The 19421-nt window shown below is 38.6% G+C and carries 19 protein-coding genes and 1 pseudogene; 2 read left to right on the plus strand and 18 right to left on the minus strand.

Going from position 1 to position 19421, the window contains the following annotated elements; all coding sequences use genetic code 11:
* The 15 genes from AB5642_RS00005 to AB5642_RS00075 form a co-directional block, all read right to left on the minus strand.
* A partial coding sequence (locus AB5642_RS00005; RefSeq protein ID WP_243252135.1) for a class I SAM-dependent methyltransferase occupies positions 1–377 on the minus strand: 377 nt, incomplete at its 3' end.
* A 218-nt stretch (positions 378–595) separates the two neighbouring features.
* Positions 596–1378 (minus strand): ZIP family metal transporter, encoded by a 783-nt coding sequence (locus tag AB5642_RS00010; protein ID WP_118582560.1) that lies wholly within the window; start codon positions 1376–1378, stop codon positions 596–598.
* A gap of 308 nt (positions 1379–1686) precedes the next feature.
* Positions 1687–2712 (minus strand): transglutaminase domain-containing protein, encoded by a 1026-nt coding sequence (locus AB5642_RS00015; protein WP_173715605.1) that lies wholly within the window; start codon positions 2710–2712, stop codon positions 1687–1689.
* A 2-nt stretch (positions 2713–2714) separates the two neighbouring features.
* Positions 2715–3827, minus strand: a complete 1113-nt coding sequence (locus tag AB5642_RS00020; protein ID WP_173715606.1) for a heparan-alpha-glucosaminide N-acetyltransferase domain-containing protein — start codon at positions 3825–3827, stop codon at positions 2715–2717.
* Between the two features lie 26 nt (positions 3828–3853).
* Positions 3854–5359 carry a hypothetical protein gene (locus AB5642_RS00025; RefSeq protein ID WP_173769763.1) on the minus strand — a complete coding sequence of 502 codons (1506 nt, stop codon included), beginning with the start codon at positions 5357–5359 and terminating at the stop codon, positions 3854–3856.
* 152 nt (positions 5360–5511) lie between these two features.
* A complete protein-coding gene (locus tag AB5642_RS00030) occupies positions 5512–6054 on the minus strand; it encodes a histidine phosphatase family protein (RefSeq protein ID WP_173769762.1) in 543 nt (180 codons plus the stop codon).
* Between the two features lie 60 nt (positions 6055–6114).
* Positions 6115–6327 carry a hypothetical protein gene (locus AB5642_RS00035; protein ID WP_173735510.1) on the minus strand — a complete coding sequence of 71 codons (213 nt, stop codon included), beginning with the start codon at positions 6325–6327 and terminating at the stop codon, positions 6115–6117.
* Positions 6328–6350: 23 nt separating this feature from the next.
* Complete coding sequence (locus AB5642_RS00040; RefSeq protein WP_179962504.1) at positions 6351–7799, minus strand: toll/interleukin-1 receptor domain-containing protein; 1449 nt, start codon at positions 7797–7799, stop codon at positions 6351–6353.
* Positions 7800–7816: 17 nt separating this feature from the next.
* Positions 7817–8263 (minus strand): very short patch repair endonuclease, encoded by a 447-nt coding sequence (locus AB5642_RS00045; RefSeq protein WP_173715610.1) that lies wholly within the window; start codon positions 8261–8263, stop codon positions 7817–7819.
* A 16-nt stretch (positions 8264–8279) separates the two neighbouring features.
* Positions 8280–9500 (minus strand): LlaJI family restriction endonuclease, encoded by a 1221-nt coding sequence (locus tag AB5642_RS00050; RefSeq protein ID WP_173771611.1) that lies wholly within the window; start codon positions 9498–9500, stop codon positions 8280–8282.
* A gap of 11 nt (positions 9501–9511) precedes the next feature.
* Positions 9512–10921, minus strand: coding sequence for an McrB family protein (locus AB5642_RS00055; protein ID WP_243252134.1), 1410 nt, complete (start codon positions 10919–10921; stop codon positions 9512–9514).
* A gap of 270 nt (positions 10922–11191) precedes the next feature.
* Positions 11192–11395, minus strand: a complete 204-nt coding sequence (locus AB5642_RS00060) for a hypothetical protein (protein WP_173769760.1) — start codon at positions 11393–11395, stop codon at positions 11192–11194.
* Complete coding sequence (locus AB5642_RS00065; protein ID WP_173715612.1) at positions 11395–12828, minus strand: DNA cytosine methyltransferase; 1434 nt, start codon at positions 12826–12828, stop codon at positions 11395–11397. Before AB5642_RS00065 ends, AB5642_RS00060 begins: the two co-directional genes overlap by 1 nt.
* Position 12829: 1 nt before the next feature.
* Positions 12830–13765, minus strand: coding sequence for a DNA cytosine methyltransferase (locus tag AB5642_RS00070; protein ID WP_173715613.1), 936 nt, complete (start codon positions 13763–13765; stop codon positions 12830–12832).
* Positions 13766–13963, minus strand: a complete 198-nt coding sequence (locus AB5642_RS00075) for an antitoxin (RefSeq protein WP_173715614.1) — start codon at positions 13961–13963, stop codon at positions 13766–13768. It lies immediately after the preceding gene.
* A 140-nt stretch (positions 13964–14103) separates the two neighbouring features.
* On the opposite strand from AB5642_RS00075, the gene AB5642_RS00080 reads away from it, so the two are divergent.
* Positions 14104–15264, plus strand: coding sequence for an HNH endonuclease (locus AB5642_RS00080; protein ID WP_173769758.1), 1161 nt, complete (start codon positions 14104–14106; stop codon positions 15262–15264).
* Between the two features lie 49 nt (positions 15265–15313).
* On the opposite strand, the gene AB5642_RS00085 is transcribed toward AB5642_RS00080, so the two are convergent.
* The 3 genes and pseudogenes from AB5642_RS00085 to AB5642_RS00095 form a co-directional block, all read right to left on the minus strand.
* Positions 15314–15817 carry a gamma carbonic anhydrase family protein gene (locus tag AB5642_RS00085; RefSeq protein ID WP_173715616.1) on the minus strand — a complete coding sequence of 168 codons (504 nt, stop codon included), beginning with the start codon at positions 15815–15817 and terminating at the stop codon, positions 15314–15316.
* Between the two features lie 285 nt (positions 15818–16102).
* Positions 16103–16552 (minus strand): hypothetical protein, encoded by a 450-nt coding sequence (locus AB5642_RS00090; protein WP_173769757.1) that lies wholly within the window; start codon positions 16550–16552, stop codon positions 16103–16105.
* 144 nt (positions 16553–16696) lie between these two features.
* A pseudogene (locus AB5642_RS00095) lies at positions 16697–18133 on the minus strand (DUF4368 domain-containing protein); the annotation flags it as partial.
* A gap of 302 nt (positions 18134–18435) precedes the next feature.
* Here AB5642_RS00095 and AB5642_RS00100 point away from each other — a divergent pair.
* Positions 18436–19407: a DUF6017 domain-containing protein gene (locus AB5642_RS00100; protein WP_055158529.1), complete on the plus strand. Its 972-nt coding sequence runs from the start codon at positions 18436–18438 to the stop codon at positions 19405–19407.
* Positions 19408–19421 lie beyond the last annotated feature (14 nt).

The raw sequence follows: 19421 nt of genomic DNA on the forward strand, positions 1-19421 counted from the left end.
CTTTCATTTCCTATCGCCTTTCCCATAGGTTTTCTCACAACACAATGCATTCGCATACCTTTACGAATTTCAAATTTTTCTACTTTTAATCCTGCTTTTTTGCAACATTTTATGACCACATCTCTTGTTGGCACCTGGACATCTCCATGTCCGCATATATTTGCCAACGGCATTTCCAATGTATTCATTAGCCATACCAATACTTTGTTGTCACTGGTCACATCTCTAAGAACCAACCTTCCATTTGGGCGAAGACATCTCTTCACACTGTCAAAAAATGCCTGTGGATCCGGATAATCTTTCTTGCACATTTCGTAAATACCAGCATGGCTACTTTCATATCTTCCTGCTGCTTTTGTAAATTCTTTAATTGACATTTTTTATATTCTTCATTTTTCATGCTTTTTTCTCCAATCACTGTACCTTTTCGCCTTGCATCCGCATTTCTTCATTCTTTTCATATAAGCATAAAACTGCTTATGCAATTCCCTCATTTCATCTGGTGCCTTCATAGCATGTTGATACATAAATTTATCTCCAAAACTGCTTTCAAATGTAACTGCCAGCATAATCGCTAAGAATCATTTCTCGCCTCTTACCCTAATGCCACATCTAGGATCATCATCAAACTAAATCCAAGTGCAAAGAAAAGCGTACCAATATTCGAGTGCTGTCCCTGCGACATTTCCGGAATTAGTTCTTCAACCACAACATATAACATGGCTCCTGCTGCAAAGCTCAGTAAATATGGTAATGCCGGGATTACCAGCTGTGCAGCAAGAATCGTCAGTACTGCTCCAATCGGTTCAACCACTCCTGAAAGTACACCTCCGAGAAATGCCTTTCCCTTGCTTTCGCCCTCTGCCCTAAGCGGCATGGATATAATCGCTCCTTCCGGAAAATTCTGAATGGCAATTCCAAGCGATAAAACGAGTGCACTTGTTGCTGTAATCTGTGCATTTTCAGCAAGAAATCCTGCATACATTACACCGACTGCCATACCTTCAGGGATGTTGTGTAGTGTAACAGCCAACACCATCATTGTTGTACGGCCAAGCTTGCTTTTCGGTCCCTCTGCCTGATCACTTCCAACATGAAGATGTGGAATCAAATGATCGAGCGCTAGTAAAAACAAAATACCAATCCAGAACCCAACAACTGCCGGAACAAATGATAATCTTCCCATACTCTCAGATTGTTTAATAGCCGGAATCAGAAGACTCCAGATTGAAGCAGCAACCATTATGCCTGCTGCAAACCCTGCAAGTGCACGTTGCACTGACTTGCTAAGTGTTTTTCTCATAAAAAACACACATGCTGCACCTAGTGTTGTTCCAACAAATGGAATCAGTATACCTTCAAAAATATTCATTAGCATTACATTTTCCTTCCTTGTATAATCGAAAAATTTTTCATATATATAGCAAAAATAATTTTCTTCAGCGGTATAGTAACAGTTCTATAGCTTGTTGATTATATTTTCGCTATAATCTTTCAAGCCATCTTTGTGTTAGACCAAACTAACCCCTATGTATATAAGAAACCGCGCAAAAAATAAACTGTAATTTTACACGGTTTTCTTGTGTTTAAGTATATCACTTACGAAATCATATAACAATAGAATTCTTTCAACAATGTTTTATTTTTTCCGGACAGTTTCAGCACAAAATCCCGTGGGTCATTTCATCAATCCTTCTCCCCTTCATTCGCTTCCTCCAGCATAACACTCTCCTGTACCTGTATGTCAGCATACTGGACGCGAAGAACTGCCTGAGGCCAGTTTATGCTGACCATTGCGTTTTTCTCTTTTTCCATGCCTGCTTTGCGGATTAGGTCAAGAAGCTCATTTAATACTTCTTTTGTCAGGTATCCACCCCGCCAGTGAAAAACAAGCACCTTTCCTTTCTTAGCAGCCTGCAAAGACCGCTTGTATACATCCTCCTGTTTGGTAAATGATAATTTCTTCTCTTTGTAGTAAAAATGATCATGATCATTGCAATGAGGCGCAGGCGCGATCAAGGGCTCATGATCGCGAAAGATCTGCTGATCATCCAGGTTGAAATAGTCATAGCGGATTTCCTTGTTTTCGTGATCTTTTCCCAGACTGTTATCAAAAGTGGCATCTAAATGATAATATATGCCATTTATCTTTACAATATTCCAGGTGTGCCGGTATTTGATTCCTTTTTCCGGATTGTTACCGCAAATTGCGATCACACACCATACTCCCAGCGCATCCAGAAGAACCTTCACCGCTTTCGCAATGCCCTCGCATACCCCGACGCTCTGTCCAAGAGGACCTATGATCTCATGGGAATATGCTTTTTTCAGTTTGTCATAACGGACATTTTCGCAGATAAAATCGTGCACATATTTCTCTTTTTCCCACTCAGACATCTTCTGTGCCGGGCGGACAAGCTTCTCTACCCTGGCTGTCAGAGCCTTCTGATGCTCCCGGATCTTGTTTTTCTCAAAAAGATATTCCGGTATGAAAATCAGGTTCGACGAATCTTTGTAGTAACGATATTTAAAATTGGTTACCCAGAATATTTCCGGATGGTCCAGCCTCATCTGGAAAAAAATATTGTAAAGCTCCTCTCCGGAAAGTGCCGGAACCTGAATTTCATCCGATAGATTTTTCACCCCGACAAAAATGCTGTGATAAGCAGCCTGCTGGGGTTTGTTCATATGATTATAATAGTATTGTTCCATTTTTATCCTTTTAGCTTATCTGTCAGTTTCAGATATCCCTGCACAAGTAGATCTGTTACGATCAGCACAACGACTGACAAAATCAGACAATCTCTTACACTAAATTCGTAAAAAGCTGCAAAACCAGCAATCGTCCAATATACTCCAATATGCACTGCATACATTTTGGATATCTGCCTGGAATAATAGCACAGCTTATTGTAAACAAATTTCCATTTTTCTATAATCGGCATGAGAAAAAATGCCACTGCAAATACAAGGATAATGCTGCAGAAGGTTCCCACTACTTTCACAAGTCCGGGAGTTCGATACTGTTCGATCATATAATTAAAGAATCCGTCAACACCCGGATGCATTACGATGCAGATTACAAACCAGGCTGCCGCTACGATTCCGCATACCAGACCGCTCTTTTTGTAAAAAGCTCCTTTTTCATCCTCTGGTACTCTTCTGATTACTTTTGCAAAAACATATCCTAAAAATACATAACTCAGATATGGAAAAAAGCAGAAGCTTGTCTCACCTTTTCCCCCAAAGGTCATATCCAGAAGCCAGTTAAGTGCCTGATTATCAGAAACCAGCAGTTTGGTAAAAGGTGTTACGATTCCCACTATCAATGCACTTATTATGTAACCGCCAAGTTTTACATTAAATTTCCTGTACAAAGCAAGTACAAGGTAGCACATACCGGATATGAAAAAGATATTCACAAATGTAAGCATGAAATACCGACTTGCTTCAAATACTTCCCTGCTGCCTGCCACTTCCCCTGTAATGGAATTTCTTATGGCGTAACTGACCGTCATGACTGCCGCATAGCACAAATTGCTTATGCCTTGGTAAATCAACAGTTTTATACCGTTTCTGACCATGTCCTTTGGCTGGGAATGACGTGTAAAAACACTTCCAAAACCCATGGTAAACAGATATAAGCAGGCTCCGGTAGGCATAAACAGGGCAAACATAATTTTATGTACACTTGACTCTGCCGCTGCTGCACCTGCAATTGTCTGAAAAGAATGTATAAATACAATCATGATCATCAGAAAGCCTTTTACCAGGTCAAGCTCTCTCTGGCGTCCAGTATTTACTTCTTTTTCTTTTAAAGAAAACATATTTCTTCCCCTTTTCCTTAATTTGTTCAAATATTATCTAAAAGTGCAATGTTTTTTGGATACTCCATATTAGAATATAAGTTCAGCTGCAGCTGCAATATCCTGTTATACTCATCACATCCAGGCTCAAGGACTCTTCTCTGCTCATACAAGTCGTGGTCTTCCTTGCTCATTTTCACATCAAAGCTTTCCTTTGTATGAAACTGGATTTCAATTCGGTAGTTGCGCGGATTTTTAAATTTGGTATTCACGCCATTGTATGGAAAACCGTCATTAGTCCAATAATTTTTTAATGCATAAATTTTCCAGTTTTTCTCAGACAAAGCCGTTATAACAGAACGGATCTGTTCTACATAATCTTCCGGATCCAGTATGATCGTATAACGGACTACATCCGCCAGCGAATCAAAGAAGGATTTCTCTACTCTCTGATAAAGCTTATTGTACAAGGATTTCGGTGATTTCACTCTGTACTCTAATCCTTCCAGTACGGCTTTGTTGGTTTTCGCGAACTCTATAAGGAATTTGGTTGTCTCGAATTCTGTGGATAAATAATCGGCATAAAACACTCTTTCCTCAGGAGAAAGCTTCTGAAACAGTTCCCTGTCCTTATCTGTCCATGATTCTTCGATTTCTTTGTTCAGATAGATTTTTTCAGCTGTTTCCGCAGACGGAAGGCGGTGAAGCTCTATGGAAACAATGGAAAAAAGATTCAAACTGTAGTCTGACCGGTCAGACAGACTACTGACAATTTTCCCGAAATTATCAATAATTAAATTTACCTTCCGCTCAATCAGTGTATAAGCCGAATCCGAACCGCCTGCTTCTATCACCAGCTTGCCATCTTTTACCTTAATACTTCTTACCACGTTTCTTTCAACAAATCCAACGATTTCTTCGGAATTATATTTGTCGAACTTGTCATAGCTCAAATCAATATTTGCATTTTTTAGTTCTGCCAGCTGGTTTCCAACAGCTAACACAGCTGCCAGTTCCTTCAGCCTGATAACATTTTGATTGTTCAACACCAAAGCTTCTTCTAACTGAACAGGTGCTGTACCATTTTCACCGATAAAGTGAAGCATACGGATTATGGCATATTTATGCAGATCTGATGGAAATTCAAATATATCGCCGTATTCTTCCAACAGGCATGCACTGAACAAAACATGATATTTACTCATAACCTGAAAGAACGTAAGCTCTTCTGCCTGCTTCTGAATTCCAAGCTTGTCCACATATCTATTCATAATTTCCTGATTTAAGCCAAATCCAATATGTGCAAATAGCGCTGCGGACAAAAGACAGTAGCACTCATCTTCATTCAGATTTTCCAGTTTCTGCTTATCCATTATCATATCACAAAATTCTGCAATATCGATAAAATGCATTATAGAATAATCAGAAATATTAGGATATAACTTTTTATATTTTTCCAGCATTCTCTGGACAACTGTACAGTTATCCCGGTAGTTCCCATATAGTTTTTTTGATTTTGCTAATAAAATTTCCGAACACTTATTAACTATCATTTAGTTTTTCTCCAGTCTCTTTTCCCTGTTCTCCTTCGTTTGCCTCTTTAATCAGGATAATGGCGCAGAGTTATTCGTTTCTTTTCCGGCTTAATTACCTCAAGATTACTTACCGTTTCAAAATAACCATTCATATTCCGAATATTCTTTTGTCATTTAAAATCATATCGAACCACAGCACAGTTTTTTACTCCAAATGCAGCATATTCCTCATTTGTCATATCCGTAAAATAGGACTGTACCACTCTGGCGATTCCGTTGTGAGCAACCAGGATGTAGGTCTTTTTATCGGACTCTGCTTTTATTTCATCAAGAAGATTATAGATTCTCTGCGCCAGCCTGAGTGTGGATTCTCCACCTTCATGACTGCATGCAAAAAACTCCTTTGCTTTCTTGAAATCCTTCCCATCCCGAGGAGTGGACTCCCATTTTCCAAAATTCTGCTCAATCAGCCTTGGTTCCACCCTGTATGGAATTCCTGTCATTTCCGAAATCAACCTGGCAGTATCCGCTGCCCTGCTAAGCGGAGAGCAGAGGATTTCATCTGCCTTAATCCCCTCTGCAAGAATCTTCTGTCCCGTCTCCTTTGCCTGCTCGCGTCCATATTCTGTAAGCGGACTGTCTGTAGCCCCGCAAATTTTGTTCTCAACATTCCACACGGTCTGCCCGTGTCGGATAAAATAGAAATGTCCCATGGTGGGTCCCTCCCGTTATTTTCTTCTCATAATCCTGGTTATATTTCTCGGTAAGCGTCTTTACCTCTGCTTCTGTAAATCCAATATAAGGTGCAAAATTCCTAGAGCATGTTTAAAAAGGCTTTCTGCAAGATGTGCGTCACAATCGTCCAATAAAATAATGGGTTCGTCATTTTCATTAACAGTTTTTATTACAGCTGCAACTACTCTAACTGTTTTCATAAGTTCCTTGTTGAAACGTAAATATGCATCTTCTTTAGTAATTTCAGACATTTAATCCCATTTCATAATGTATATCAATTTAAGGTTCCAATATCCTCAACTTTAATATAGTTTAAGATAGCAGGCGCAGCATCCCATCCCCTTAAATAACTTATTTCAGAATTATACACACATTTTTCTATTTTTCCCTTTAGTTCTTCAATATCATTTACGCCAAATAATACCTCCATTTTTTTACAATATCTACGTGACTTCATTCTTTCCCATTCTAGCCCTTTATTTTCAACATAAATATAACATGTAGGAAACCAACAAGTGCCATACCAAATTCGCTCATTTTTAGGAAGATCATAGGCATTACAAACCTGATATAAAAATAAATCTGCTTCTGCAATTGCTTCTGCCGTATATATCGGAAATTTTTCTCTTTGACTGCAAATAATATTGCCAACTAAAGTATACTTATCTTTCATTTGAGACATTGGCTTATAATGTTCTTCAATGACAAAACTATGATGTCTAAATGTTGTATAATTAGTTTGTTTAATTTCTCCACCAAAAAGACTGTTCTCTAAAAAATATGTATATGTTAGCAATATATTTATTGCCTCATAGTCTTTAATATGACGTAAATAAGCAATAACACAGATGAACAATTCCCACAAAAGAATTTTATATACATCCAAATCATTCTTATTTGCAGAATATGCCTGTGGATTAAATGTTTTTACACAAGTTAATTTGTTATATAAGTACTCAAAAGATTCTGCAAGCGTCTCCGCATAATTGCTTTCGGTTTCGGCAATCGTTTCTACAAATTCCAAATATATATCGCGTACTGTTTTTGTATTTAGGAAATTATTATATGCTTCTTCTGGTTTTACATTACAAATATAATAAGATTTTAAAACCTCAATATATGCTTCTTGAAATCTTGCTATGCAGCTCTTTCGTTTAATTGATGTATTACCTCCTCTGATTTGACGAATCAAATCTTTTACTGGAAAAAAATTAGTCTTTTCCTCATCCAACCATTCTGGTTTCTTTCCAAGAGGTGGTTTTACAAACTGAGGTTTTTCATATATATTTCGAAGAAGTTTCTCATATTCTTCCTCATATTTTTCCGGATTCGAAAGATCAATATATATTCTGGTTTTTATATAAGTTGGTACATATTCCTTTCCCTCTTCATCTCGCTCTGCAATAATTGGGATGAACTTTTCTTGTCTTGCATTTCCGTACACTTCACTGGAAATAATTACTGTTTCATCTCCTACACCTCCAGTACGGTCATTTGCTTTCTGTGCGTATGCTTTATCACAAATTATGAGTACTTTTGTAATACTCGAATCATTAACACACCTTTCCATAAATTCATATTTATCATTTCCCTCTTTCAAATCCCATTTGTCAAGGACGACATCTACCCCATGGAAAACCAATCTGTTCGCAAGCTCAAGTACAAGTGCATCACTACTCCATGAATATGATATAAATATTTTGGGAATTTTATCAATCTGCAATGTCAGCACCTCCAAATTTAACCTTCATCATTATCACAAATAATCACATCAAATATTGCCTCTTCCACTGTTTTAACACACTCATCCGTATATTTCTTTATATCTTCTCCCCAAAATCGGATAACAGTCCATCCTTCATAGTTTAACTTTTTATTTATCTCGTCGTCTCGCTCCATGTTACGTGATATTTTCTTAATCCAGAATTCACTGTTATTACTATTCTTTAATTTCAATTCTAACTTTTCCCAATCTTTTCCATGGAAAAATTCTCCATCGCAGAATATCGCAATCTTATATTTTGTCAACGCAATATCTGGACTTCCAGGTAATTTTTTGTAATTTTTCCGATACCGATAACCTTTATTCCATAAGGCTTTTCTTAATATAACTTCTATCCTGGTATCTTTTCCGCGAATATTTTTCATATTCTTATGCCGCTGTTCTTTTGTTAAAACATCAGTCACAAAATCACCTCAACAATCAGCTTTCAATTAACTTCGCCAATTTTTCTATTTCATTCATTTCCTGCCGGACATTTATACTCATTAAAGATTTAACATCAATGAGAATTCCCTGTATTTTCTGATATTCTTCTGAATTATCCTTCCAATTACTTATTGCTTCTCCTATTTTAAGCATCTGGGAATTATCTGGACATTTCCTTTTCAACGAATCAAAAGGCATAAGAAATGCATTATACACCCTCATGTTATCTCCATGTTTTTTCTTAAATTTTTTCTCAGTAGCTACATACTCCCCATATGTAATCTGTTTATTAATTGATGTTGATTCAGGAAGATCCCTGGTATTTCCAGTTACTCCGTATTTATAATACTTTGCATCAAGAATGTACACATTTGTTCCACTTATCATAATCGTATCTGGTTCAAGAGAAGCATTTTCATGTTTCGTCTTATCAATCCACCATGAAGTCTTCGGAAAATAATCAGCTTTATTTTCTATACCGAATACTTTATCAATCATTTTTTCCCAGACATATTCAAAGCGATAAGTTCCGTATCTATAAGTCTTGTCAGAATTTCTATCTCCCTCAAAATCAATAATTGCCAACATATGTCTAAACAATATGCGATTTTTATCATTATATGTATTTGCAAGCTTTTCTTTAAGAACCGAACGGAAGATTCTGTCCCGCTTTATAATTCGTGGTTTTTCTGGCATTATTCTGGTAAAAAGCCATCCCATTTGTTCAAAACTCTCATACACACAATACTCATGTATTAATGTAATCAGTTCATTTTCTTTAACACGATCGTTCTTTGTTACAAAATCCAGATAAAATACATCTGTACCCTGTACATAAGACTTCTGAGTTTTTATTGTTCTGTTCCAATTTATTTTTCCTTTTTTAGCAACTTTATATGAAACTTCCTGTTCTTTATAATAACCTCTTGCAAAAAAATCTTTTATAAGATATAAATATGACTGCAACGGAAATTCCATTTCATCAAAAGCATTTCCTTGTCTAAGAACATCTGATTCCTTTCGCTTTGTATTAGCCGAAAGTGTTGTAAATAGTAACATAATGTCCTTGCGAAGTTCATTGTCGTCTTCAGATATATGATAACCTATCGGAAAGTTGATACTAATATCGCCATCACTACATCTCAATCCAACAAATGTATCCTTTTCACAATTAGAATTCACTCTGCACTTGCTTCTTATATCAACTTTCCTCAAAAAATCACCACCTACTTTTCATCATTTTCTATATTTCGCTGCTTCATTTTTAAAAGCATCTTCTCATAGACTTCTGTTCTCAATACAGATTCCAATTTATCAGCTTCACTTGTTTCATACTTACTAACCACATCCTCCAGAGATTTACAGCTCTCATTAAATATTACTGTCGGATCCATTCTAAAAGCATTATCCCATAGATGTTTAAGCACTTTTTCAGAGAACTTATCTGCATCCAATTCTTTTTTCTTTGCAAAATATATTCCCAAACACTTATCTGCAGAGCTTACCATGTCAGTATTACTATCAATAATCATATCGTTAATTACAGTAGCAAAGGTCCCCCAACTTACTTTTGTACCATCAATCATATCTTTTGAATGTTCAGATTTTTCAAAATTATTCTCTATCTGTCTTGTACTCCATCTTCGCAAGAACGCAGTATCCAGTGTAAACACATTCTGATCAGCCGTATTCATTGTTGCCAGAATGTTCATATTGGAAGGAATCCTTACCGGGTGATTTTCATCCCCATATACCTCTTTTGCAACATCATAATTTGAAATTCCATATTCACTCTCCCCAACTTCTTCTGCAGGAAATTCATCCTCATCTTTTCGATCCAGTAACTGAAATATCTCTCCAAATATTGCAGGTGCATTGCCACGATTTAATTCTTCTATAACAAGATAATAATGATTACTGGGATCTTCTTGTGCTTTCTTTAACATTCTGGTAAATGGTCCTGGTGTAAACACATATTTTAACTTCTCATTGCCGTCTTTATCTTTTTCCACTCTCGGCAATATCTGCCCCACAAAATCTGAGTATGTATAATCGGGATGAAAAACAACCCTTTCCATCATTTTTTCATCATTACAATATTTTGTTTTTATTTCATGGCTTTTACCAGATCCTGGGACTCCATACAAAAGTATATTTTCTGCTCCTGTTTTTCTCTCGCCTAAAACTTCTTTTTCTTCTTTTATCGCATTCTCATCTGAAATATAAATACCATATGAATTCTGTTCAAGACATCTGTATATATTCAAAGCCTTTTGTAATTCTGTAGAGTATGATTCATTTATTCCAGCAGCTTTAACTATATCCAATGATTTGAATGCCTTTTGAATAATGTTTTTTCCGTACTTTATTCCGAAAATATGGATAGAAGCCACTTGCATTTTATTTTCTGCATTACTATACATTTCTTTAAGAATGTTTCCTAATTCCGAGATTGTAAAATTTCTATTTTCAACTTTGGAATCTTTAATTTTAATATATTTCTTTATATCAACTTTCGTATTAGTCGGTAATTTGTAAAATTTGTTGTTTAGCACAGAAAGATGATACTCTCCATTATTTTCATCAGCTGCTCTTATTCCAATACAATCATAACTCAACCTCTCTTTATGTTTCAAGATCACCAGAAAGTCTCCGGTGTGTAACAACTTTCTAAACTTAACAAAATCCACATCATCACTAGTAATCAATGAAAGTTGTACTTGATCTGCCTGTTCTTTTCTCCTACTTCTTACCACGCTTGCACAAACACAACTTTTTTTATTTTCGTCAAAAATGATTCCGCTTTTCTCATCAGCCTCTAAATATGAAATATTGTCCTGGTAAATGTAAAGTGGGATCTGTGTTATAAAATATTTTTTTAACTGTTCATCTTTTTCACTATAATCTCAGTTAAAATAACCATCAGCCATGAGATACGGGAACATATTCATCTGTTCTCCAGATATTGCTATGTGTGTCTGATTAGTTGTTCTCCCCTCATCCAGGGTATTAGACGCTTCCAGTCTTTTTACCAGTATTCCATCATATTCGTTTGCAGAACACTGTGGAATTATATTCTTTATTACTCTTATTGCTTCTACAAAATTCATCAAGCATTACCGCCTTTCATATAGCCTTTTATCACTTGTGCTATTGCCCTTCCCAAAAGTGGCGGAACAGAATTTCCTATCTGCATATATGTCTTCGTATATGCCCCTCTGAAAAAATAATCATCAGGATAAGACTGTACTCTTGCCGCTTCTCTTGGCGTTAATCCTCTTGCCTGGGTAGGATGTATATACATATTGCAGTCAAATTTCATATGCGCAGTTATCGTTTTACAAACCTTATCATTTTCCAGTTTAAAATATTTATCCTTAAAAATTCCATTTCTTCTGGCATAAGGCATGATATCTGCTATTTTAGGGTCATCTGAACGATCTCCCGGTTCCATTCGTCCAAAAATTTCAATATCCCTGTCATTGTTGTATCTGGCCTTATGATTTGAAACCACATCAATTACTCTGCCTTGATTAATATAAGAAATATAATCATTTGTTTCAGTACAATAATTCTTTTCTATTTTGTATCCACTTTCTATCGAGCCGCTTTCTGTAGAGTTTTTCACTCTTGAAGCTTCCAATTTCCTAAGTCCAAATAAAGCATCACCCAGATTATATTCCGGTATCTTTTCGCTAAGTTCAAATATCTCATTGAAGATTTTCTCATTATCAATTCCAAGACAATTACCTATATATATTAGTCTTTCACGATTTTGAGGCACTCCGAAATTCTTTGCATTTAGTATATGGCACTCTACAGAGTACCCGATTGCACGGAAATCATCTTTTACCTGTTCTGCTACAGATTGCATCCCTTTGACATTTTCCATGACAAAAAATTTAGGCTGAACTTTTTTTACTGCTTCAACATAACTTTTATAAAGATGATTTCTCGGATCGTCTATCAGCCTCTGTCTGTTAGCCATACTAAATCCCTGGCAAGGTGGTCCACCAATAACAATGTCAGCACTTCTTCCATCCAGCAATTCATCAAGCTCGTTTACCACATCTTTTATGTTTCCCAATATAATATGGTCTCTGGGTGTCTCCGGATGGTTATGTGCATATGTATCCACACAACAATCCTGGATATCATTTGCCAAGGTAGTAACAAATCCTTCCTGTGTAAATCCTAACGACAACCCACCTGCTCCGCAAAACAAATCTATCATCTTTAGTGAATCATCATTAACATTTTTTCTGGCGTTCTCAATATAAGTATTACAATATTTGCTTACAGGACATTCATAACACTGCTGTACATTTTCATTACATATAACGGATAATCTTCTGAATGCAGTCATAACTTCTGCATCGTTCTTTACCTCGTCCTTATATAATCTGGCCCTTGCATTAAGGAAGTCCTCTTTTACAGTTTTCGTTACTCTTTCAATACAAATTTCTATATTTTCCTGCTCTTTACTATCAAGTCCTGCTTTTACAAACGCAGTAAACTCACATTTATCGTTTTTGTATTCCATATCAGTCTACCCACTCTCCAAGATTTATAAATGTACTCTTTACCGATTGGGCAACAGCTCTTGACACATTAACTGTAACTGCATTCCCAAATTGCTTATACGCCTGGCTGTCAGACACTGGAATCACAAAAGAATCTTCAAATCCCTGCAATCTTGCACACTCGCGCGGCGTAAGTCTTCTTATCTTTCCCTTTTGTGTGACATAATTATCCTGACATGCTCTGTGCATCTTCGCCATAGTTGCACATAAAGGTCTTGCAATCTCAAGATCTATTTCTGATTTTGCTTTATATCCACCAGTTCCATTAGATAATATTGTGGGTAATATTCTATCTGACAAAAAATACTTATTATCAACTTCCGGCTCTAATAAATCCTGTAAAGTTTTTTTAAGTTTTTCTTTTTGCGGAAATATGAATTTTGCATTCTGGTTGTCAAAACACACTATGTAAGTTCTATTTCTTGTCTGTGGTATTCCATAGTCGGCTGAATTTAATATATCACAAAACACATTATATCCGAGCACGTCTTGTAATACTCTGTGTATTTCTTTATATGTTTTTCCATTATTATGAGTCCGTAAAGAGCGGACATTTTCAAGAATAATCGCTTTCGGCTTCTTTCCTCTTTTAATTTTATCATCCACTATTTCTGCTATTCTAAAAAACAAGGTTCCTCTTGTGTCCTCAAAACCTTTTTGTTGTCCCATCATACTAAAGGGCTGGCAGGGAAATCCCCCTATAAGAATATCACAGTCTGGTATAATTTCTAATGGAATTTCATTTATATCTCCTAAAACAATATGATCACCAAAATTAGCCTTATATGTCTGTACCGCGTACTTATCAAAATCATTTGCCCAGACAATATTATAACCGGTATCTGCAAAACCTTTATCAAGTCCTCCAAGTCCGCTGAAGAGTGATACAACATTCATCTATTCTTCCTCCCCAAGCTTATTATTTTTTATGTACTCTCTGATCCATAACCCAATTTCTACAGAAGCAGTTTTTCCTTCTTTACGCAATAATGTCATAAATTCATCTTTTACTGTCGGTTCAATTGATATTTCTATTTTTGCAGTTTTTATTCTTCCTGCAGGTCTTCCGCAATTATTTTTCTTTATATTCGTCATTAAAATTTCCTCCATTTAATATAGGTATTATATAATGTTTTTATCAGGGTGTAAATAGATTCTTTTATATAATTTTCTGTATACACTTTTCATCTTGTTTGCTATAATATATACAAAATTAAAGAAGGGAATATATGCACATGTATAAATTAATTATTGATCTATTAAATAATTTTCTAAATTATATACATATTCCAGATACTCCACTTAATCCAGATGTTTTCCAGGGTGTATTTGTGAAGAAGCTTTCCAATCAGAATATTATAAAAGAGAAACGAAGAATCAGCGCCAATAATACTATTCTAAAAGTCAACCAGACACATATAGATGTCACAGGAGAACAGGCGAAATTATTTTTCTTTGAAGGTCTGAGTAATACTACAACTCCTCCTCAGAGTATTGACATAGATTTATATGATAATAATTTGAGCTATCTTTGTGCTATCAACAATCCTTTAAGCCGTCTCTCTTCAGATGGAAACACATATTTTTTTCGCCATTCAATTGATGTGCCACCTTATCTATCAAATTGGGATTTAACCCTTCACAGTTCTGCATACAAAAAATACGGACACAAGGGCACGCAAGTTCAGATTAATATACCAGATTCGAAAGAATCCTTTACTTTACTCCAAAGATATGCCTTCCAGGACGATGCTCTTGTCATGCTGAGATATGATTATTTGCGCTACCTTGCCATACTCATCCCCTCAGAGTTGTGCAATCACCTATATTCTATTACTGACACACATGGTTCTCATAATATAAACTTTGCAGTACTAAATCCTTCATATAATTCAGCATTAGCAATTCAATTACAACATCAAATCATTTCAAAAGATGTCATGTATGACGATGCTAAAACAATTGCATTGCAAAATACCCTTAATAATACCCCGAATGCTGGAACAGATATTGAAAGAATTGTAAAAACACGCGTTTCACAAGGCTCCTTTCGAAGACTACTTCTTCTTGAACGCCATCACTGCAACCTTTGCAATATTTCCACAACATCGGTATTACGTGCAAGTCACATTAAAGAATGGTCTGAATCTTCCAGAGAAGAACGTATAGATGCAAATAACGGTTTACTTTTATGTGCTAATCATGATGCTTTATTTGACCGCCACCTAATATCATTTAACCCTGATACCGGAAATATATGTATCTCAGAATCAATTGACAATGAACAGCGAAAAGCACTAAGTATTTCAGAATCAACGCAGCTTTCTATGGGCGAATGCATGAAATCATATATGCGTATACACTATAAAAAATTTATAGATAAAGAAAATCAATAGTTTCATTATTGCGAGATGTGACCACATACATCTCGCAATATTAATTTGTTTATAACACTCCCTGCTTCCACATTTCTTCCGCCACACTCACATATTCCTTACTATTCTCCACAATCCCAATCTTCTCTTCCCACGTAAGATTTCTCTTAATCTTCGCAGGACTTCCCATTACCAGGGAGCCGTCTGGGATGATGGTGTTTTTGGTGACAAGGCTTCCGGCGCCGATGATGCAGTCGCTGCCGATTTTGGCTCCGTCAAGGATTATGGCGCCCATTCCAATTAAAGTGCGGTCACCGATTGTGCAGCTATGGATTACAGCATTGTGGCCGATTGTGACATTATTCCCAATATAGACTGGCAGGCCTCGGCTGACGTGGACTGTGCAGTTTTCCTGGATGTTGGTTTCCTCACCGATTACGATTGGCGCGTCATCTCCGCGGATTACGCTGTAGTATAGCACGCAGCTGTCGCGACCGATTGTTACATCACCGATGATTACGGACTGCTTCGCAATTTTTGCCGTTTTATCTATTTTTACATTCTTATAGTTCATTTGTTGTTGCCCGATCTGATGATATTTTATGGAATGAATATCAATCTATTTTCATTAATAGTAACATACAAAAAAGAGATTGTATATTCTTTCATTAATATACAACCTCTCAATTTCAATTCACAAGTTACTATTCGCTCTTGATCAGCAGCACGCTTCGCAAAGCATAGAAGTTCATTCACATGATTCTGCGCCGAAATTCTCGTTTTTCCTGTGAACTTTATTCACCTAAAACGCTTCTCAGAACGTTAACAATAAGCAGTAACTTACTTGTTTCTTTTTCCCTTACCTAAACAATATCCCTGCTACTTTCTCCAGTTCCCGTCGTTCTTCCACATCATCATAGGACTTCTCCCTGTCGTCTAGTCCTTTCACCACATTTATTGAAAAAAGCCCGTCTTTGTTACAGTAGAAGAAAATTCTCTTCACACCGTTGATTTTAAACCTAGCTTCAGCATTTCCTTCTGGGTAGAGTTTAACCATTTGCATGCGGTCTGAGGATGCAGCTGCGATAAAGGAAATGTAATGTTTTTTCGTCATATCATGATCAATGCAGACGAAGTATTCGGCTTCTACTTTTTCGATAAAAATTTTATGATTCTCGTCAGTTTCTTCTGGGACCGCGGGCGCCAACTGCACGCCGTGGCAATGTATGACAGCTTCGCCCATGGTATGGATCACATTGCCGCATACAGGGTAGACGTAAAATTTTGAGCGGAGCATGTTGGCTGACACATTTGTATTACTCACGGTACTGCCAGAGATCAGTTCTGTGACAGATATGGAAAAAGCGTCTGCAATTGGCTCCAGCAGCGTAATATCCGGATAGCCTTTTCCATTTTCCCTTAGTTAAAGATATTGTTGGGTAAAAAAGATGTGTCAGTCGATTTTGCCTATAAAGCGATAGAAAATCTCTACTTCCTGCTCCCGGCTGCCGTCCTCGCCCTTAACCGCTTCATGCACAAAGATTTTTTCAATCAGCGTATTCAGCAGTTCGGCGGTCAGCTCCGTAGGGTTGACATACTGCCTCATCAGCCCTACCCACTTTTCAGCGTCAACGGCGGTCTGCGCAACGGCTTCCATCGCTTCGTGAAGCTGCTGGATTTTCTCGTCCAGCTCCTTTTGTTCGCCCTGATACTTCTCGGACAACATATTGAAGTTGTACTCTGTAATGCGTCCGGCAGCCCAGTCCTCGTACATCTTGGCAAACAGCCCGTCAACCTCTGCTTTTCGCTTCTCGGCTTTTTTCAGTTCGGATGCCTGTTTCTCCCTCGCAGAGCTGCGTTCCTTATCGCTGGCGTTGAGCAGCCTTTTCAGAAGTTTGTCCTCGTCCTGCTGGGCCTGCTGTGACCAGTATTGCAGGCGGGAGAGGACATAGGCGTAAAGCACATCATAGCGGATGTAGTGCATGGAGCATTGGCGCAGTCCCTGTCCGTTCTTGCTGCAATGATAGTAGCCATACGGGGTTTTGTTCTGCTTATTCTCGCCGTATGCCAGCGACCAGCCGCAGTCCGCACACTTTACCAGCCCTGAAAAAATCTGCGTTGTGCCGTCCTTTTGCCGTCTGCGTCTGCTGGCAATCTGCTCCTGCACCTGTCGGAACACATCTTCGGAGATAATCGCTTCGTGGGTATTCTCCACACGATACCATTCCTCTTTCGGCTTGCGTACCTTTTTCTTGTTCTTGAATGAAATGTTGCTCTGCTTATTGTGTACGCTGTGACCGATGTAGGTTTCCTCTTTCAAGATGCTTTTGACCTGCGCTATCGTCCACGCATAGGCTTTTTCCTCCGGCGCTCCGGCATAGATATTGGCGAAAGTGCCGTACCTCTGGAAGTTCAGCCATCCGGGGGTGGGTACTTTTGCTTCCACCAAAATCCGTGTGATGCTGGCCGCCCCTCTGCCATGAACGGCAAGGTCAAAGATCTTTTCGATAATCCACCTTGTTTCCGTGTCAACCAGAAGATGCCCGGTCTTATCCGGGTCTTTGATATAACCCAGCGGGGCGTAGGCTCCGTAGTGTGCGCCGTTTGCAAACCGTGTCCGCATGGCGGCCTTGACCTTTTTGCTGGTCTGGCGGGCGTGCATCTCGTTCAGGATATTCAGGAATGGGGCAAGCTCGCTTTCTCCGTTGAGGGTGTCCACATTGTCGTTGATCGCAATGTAGCGGACGCCTTTGCTTGGGAAGTAGATTTCTGTGTATTGGCCGGTCAGAATGTAGTTTCTGCCTAAGCGGGATAAGTCCTTTGTCACAACGCAGTTGATTTTCCCGTCCTCGATGTCGTCGATCATCCTCTGGAAGCTCGGCCTGTCGAAAGCTGACGTTAGATAACGATACTTTTGAAAACACTGGAAAATCAAGGTTTTTCGAGCGACGGACAAGCCGGGTATTGTACTAAAAACTGAATACGACGCAAAAGCGGCGTTTCCCACTCTCTACACAGGGAGAACAGGAACGCCGCTTTTTTCATGCCCTTTGTTACGCAGTAGGGGCAGAAAAAGCCTTGCTACAAGCGGCTTTCCGGGCGCGTATCTGACGCGGCAAGGGATTTATACCTTATCCCCCGAAACCGCGCTTCTACTGCGTAACAAATCCACAGCAAAAGGAGTGATTTACTATGGCAGTTTTCCGGGTGGAACGAAACAAGGGCTACACCGTAATGAGCAACCACCACCTACGCAACAAGGAGCTTTCTCTAAAGGCAAAGGGGCTGTTGTCGCAAATGCTGTCACTCCCCGAAGATTGGGACTACACCTTGAAAGGCTTATCCCTTATCAACCGGGAGAAGATAGACGCTATCCGCGAAGCCATACGGGAGCTTGAACGCGCCGGGTATATCGTCCGTTCAAGGGAGCGCGACGAGAAAGGACGCTTGCGGGGCGCGGACTATGTGATATTCGAGCAGCCGCAGCCGCCTACGCCGGATTTACCTACATTGGAAAATCCAACATTGGATAATCCAACACAGGGAAAACCAACATTGGAAAAACCTACGTTGGAAAATCCAACGCAATTAAATAAAGATATACAAAGAACTGACTTACCAAAAAAAGAAAAATCAAATACGGATTTATCAAGTACCCATTCCATTCCTATCCTTTCCCCTAACCCCTCACCTTGCGGGGGAGCGGCTACGCCGCCGGAACGGAAAGGAACGGAAGCGGCAGCACAGAGCGCAGTAGAGATATACCGGGAAATCATCAAGGACAATATCGACTACGACATTCTCAAACAGGACATGAAATTTGACGGGGACAGGCTTGACGAGATTGTAGACCTCATGCTTGAAACGGTATGCACCGCCAGAAAGCGGGTGCGGATTGCGGGGGACGACTACCCGGCAGAGCTTGTGAAGTCAAAGTTTATGAAACTGGACGGCGAGCATATCCGCTTTGTGCTTGACTGTATGCGGGAGAACACAACCAAAATCCGCAACATCAAGCAATATCTGAAAGCAGCCCTTTTCAATGCCCCGTCCACAATCGGCAACTATTACACTTCCCTTGTCGCCCATGACATGGCAAGCGGCGCACTTGCGCCACAGGAGCCGCACGACCCCTATTCATTCAAACCGGGCGAAAGCCTGTAAACAACAAAAGGAGG

The organism is Ruminococcus sp. 1001136sp1_2201st1_G3_2201SCRN_220225 (assembly GCF_040924365.1).
Taxonomy (GTDB): Bacteria; Bacillota; Clostridia; order Lachnospirales; family Lachnospiraceae; genus Blautia_A; species Blautia_A faecis.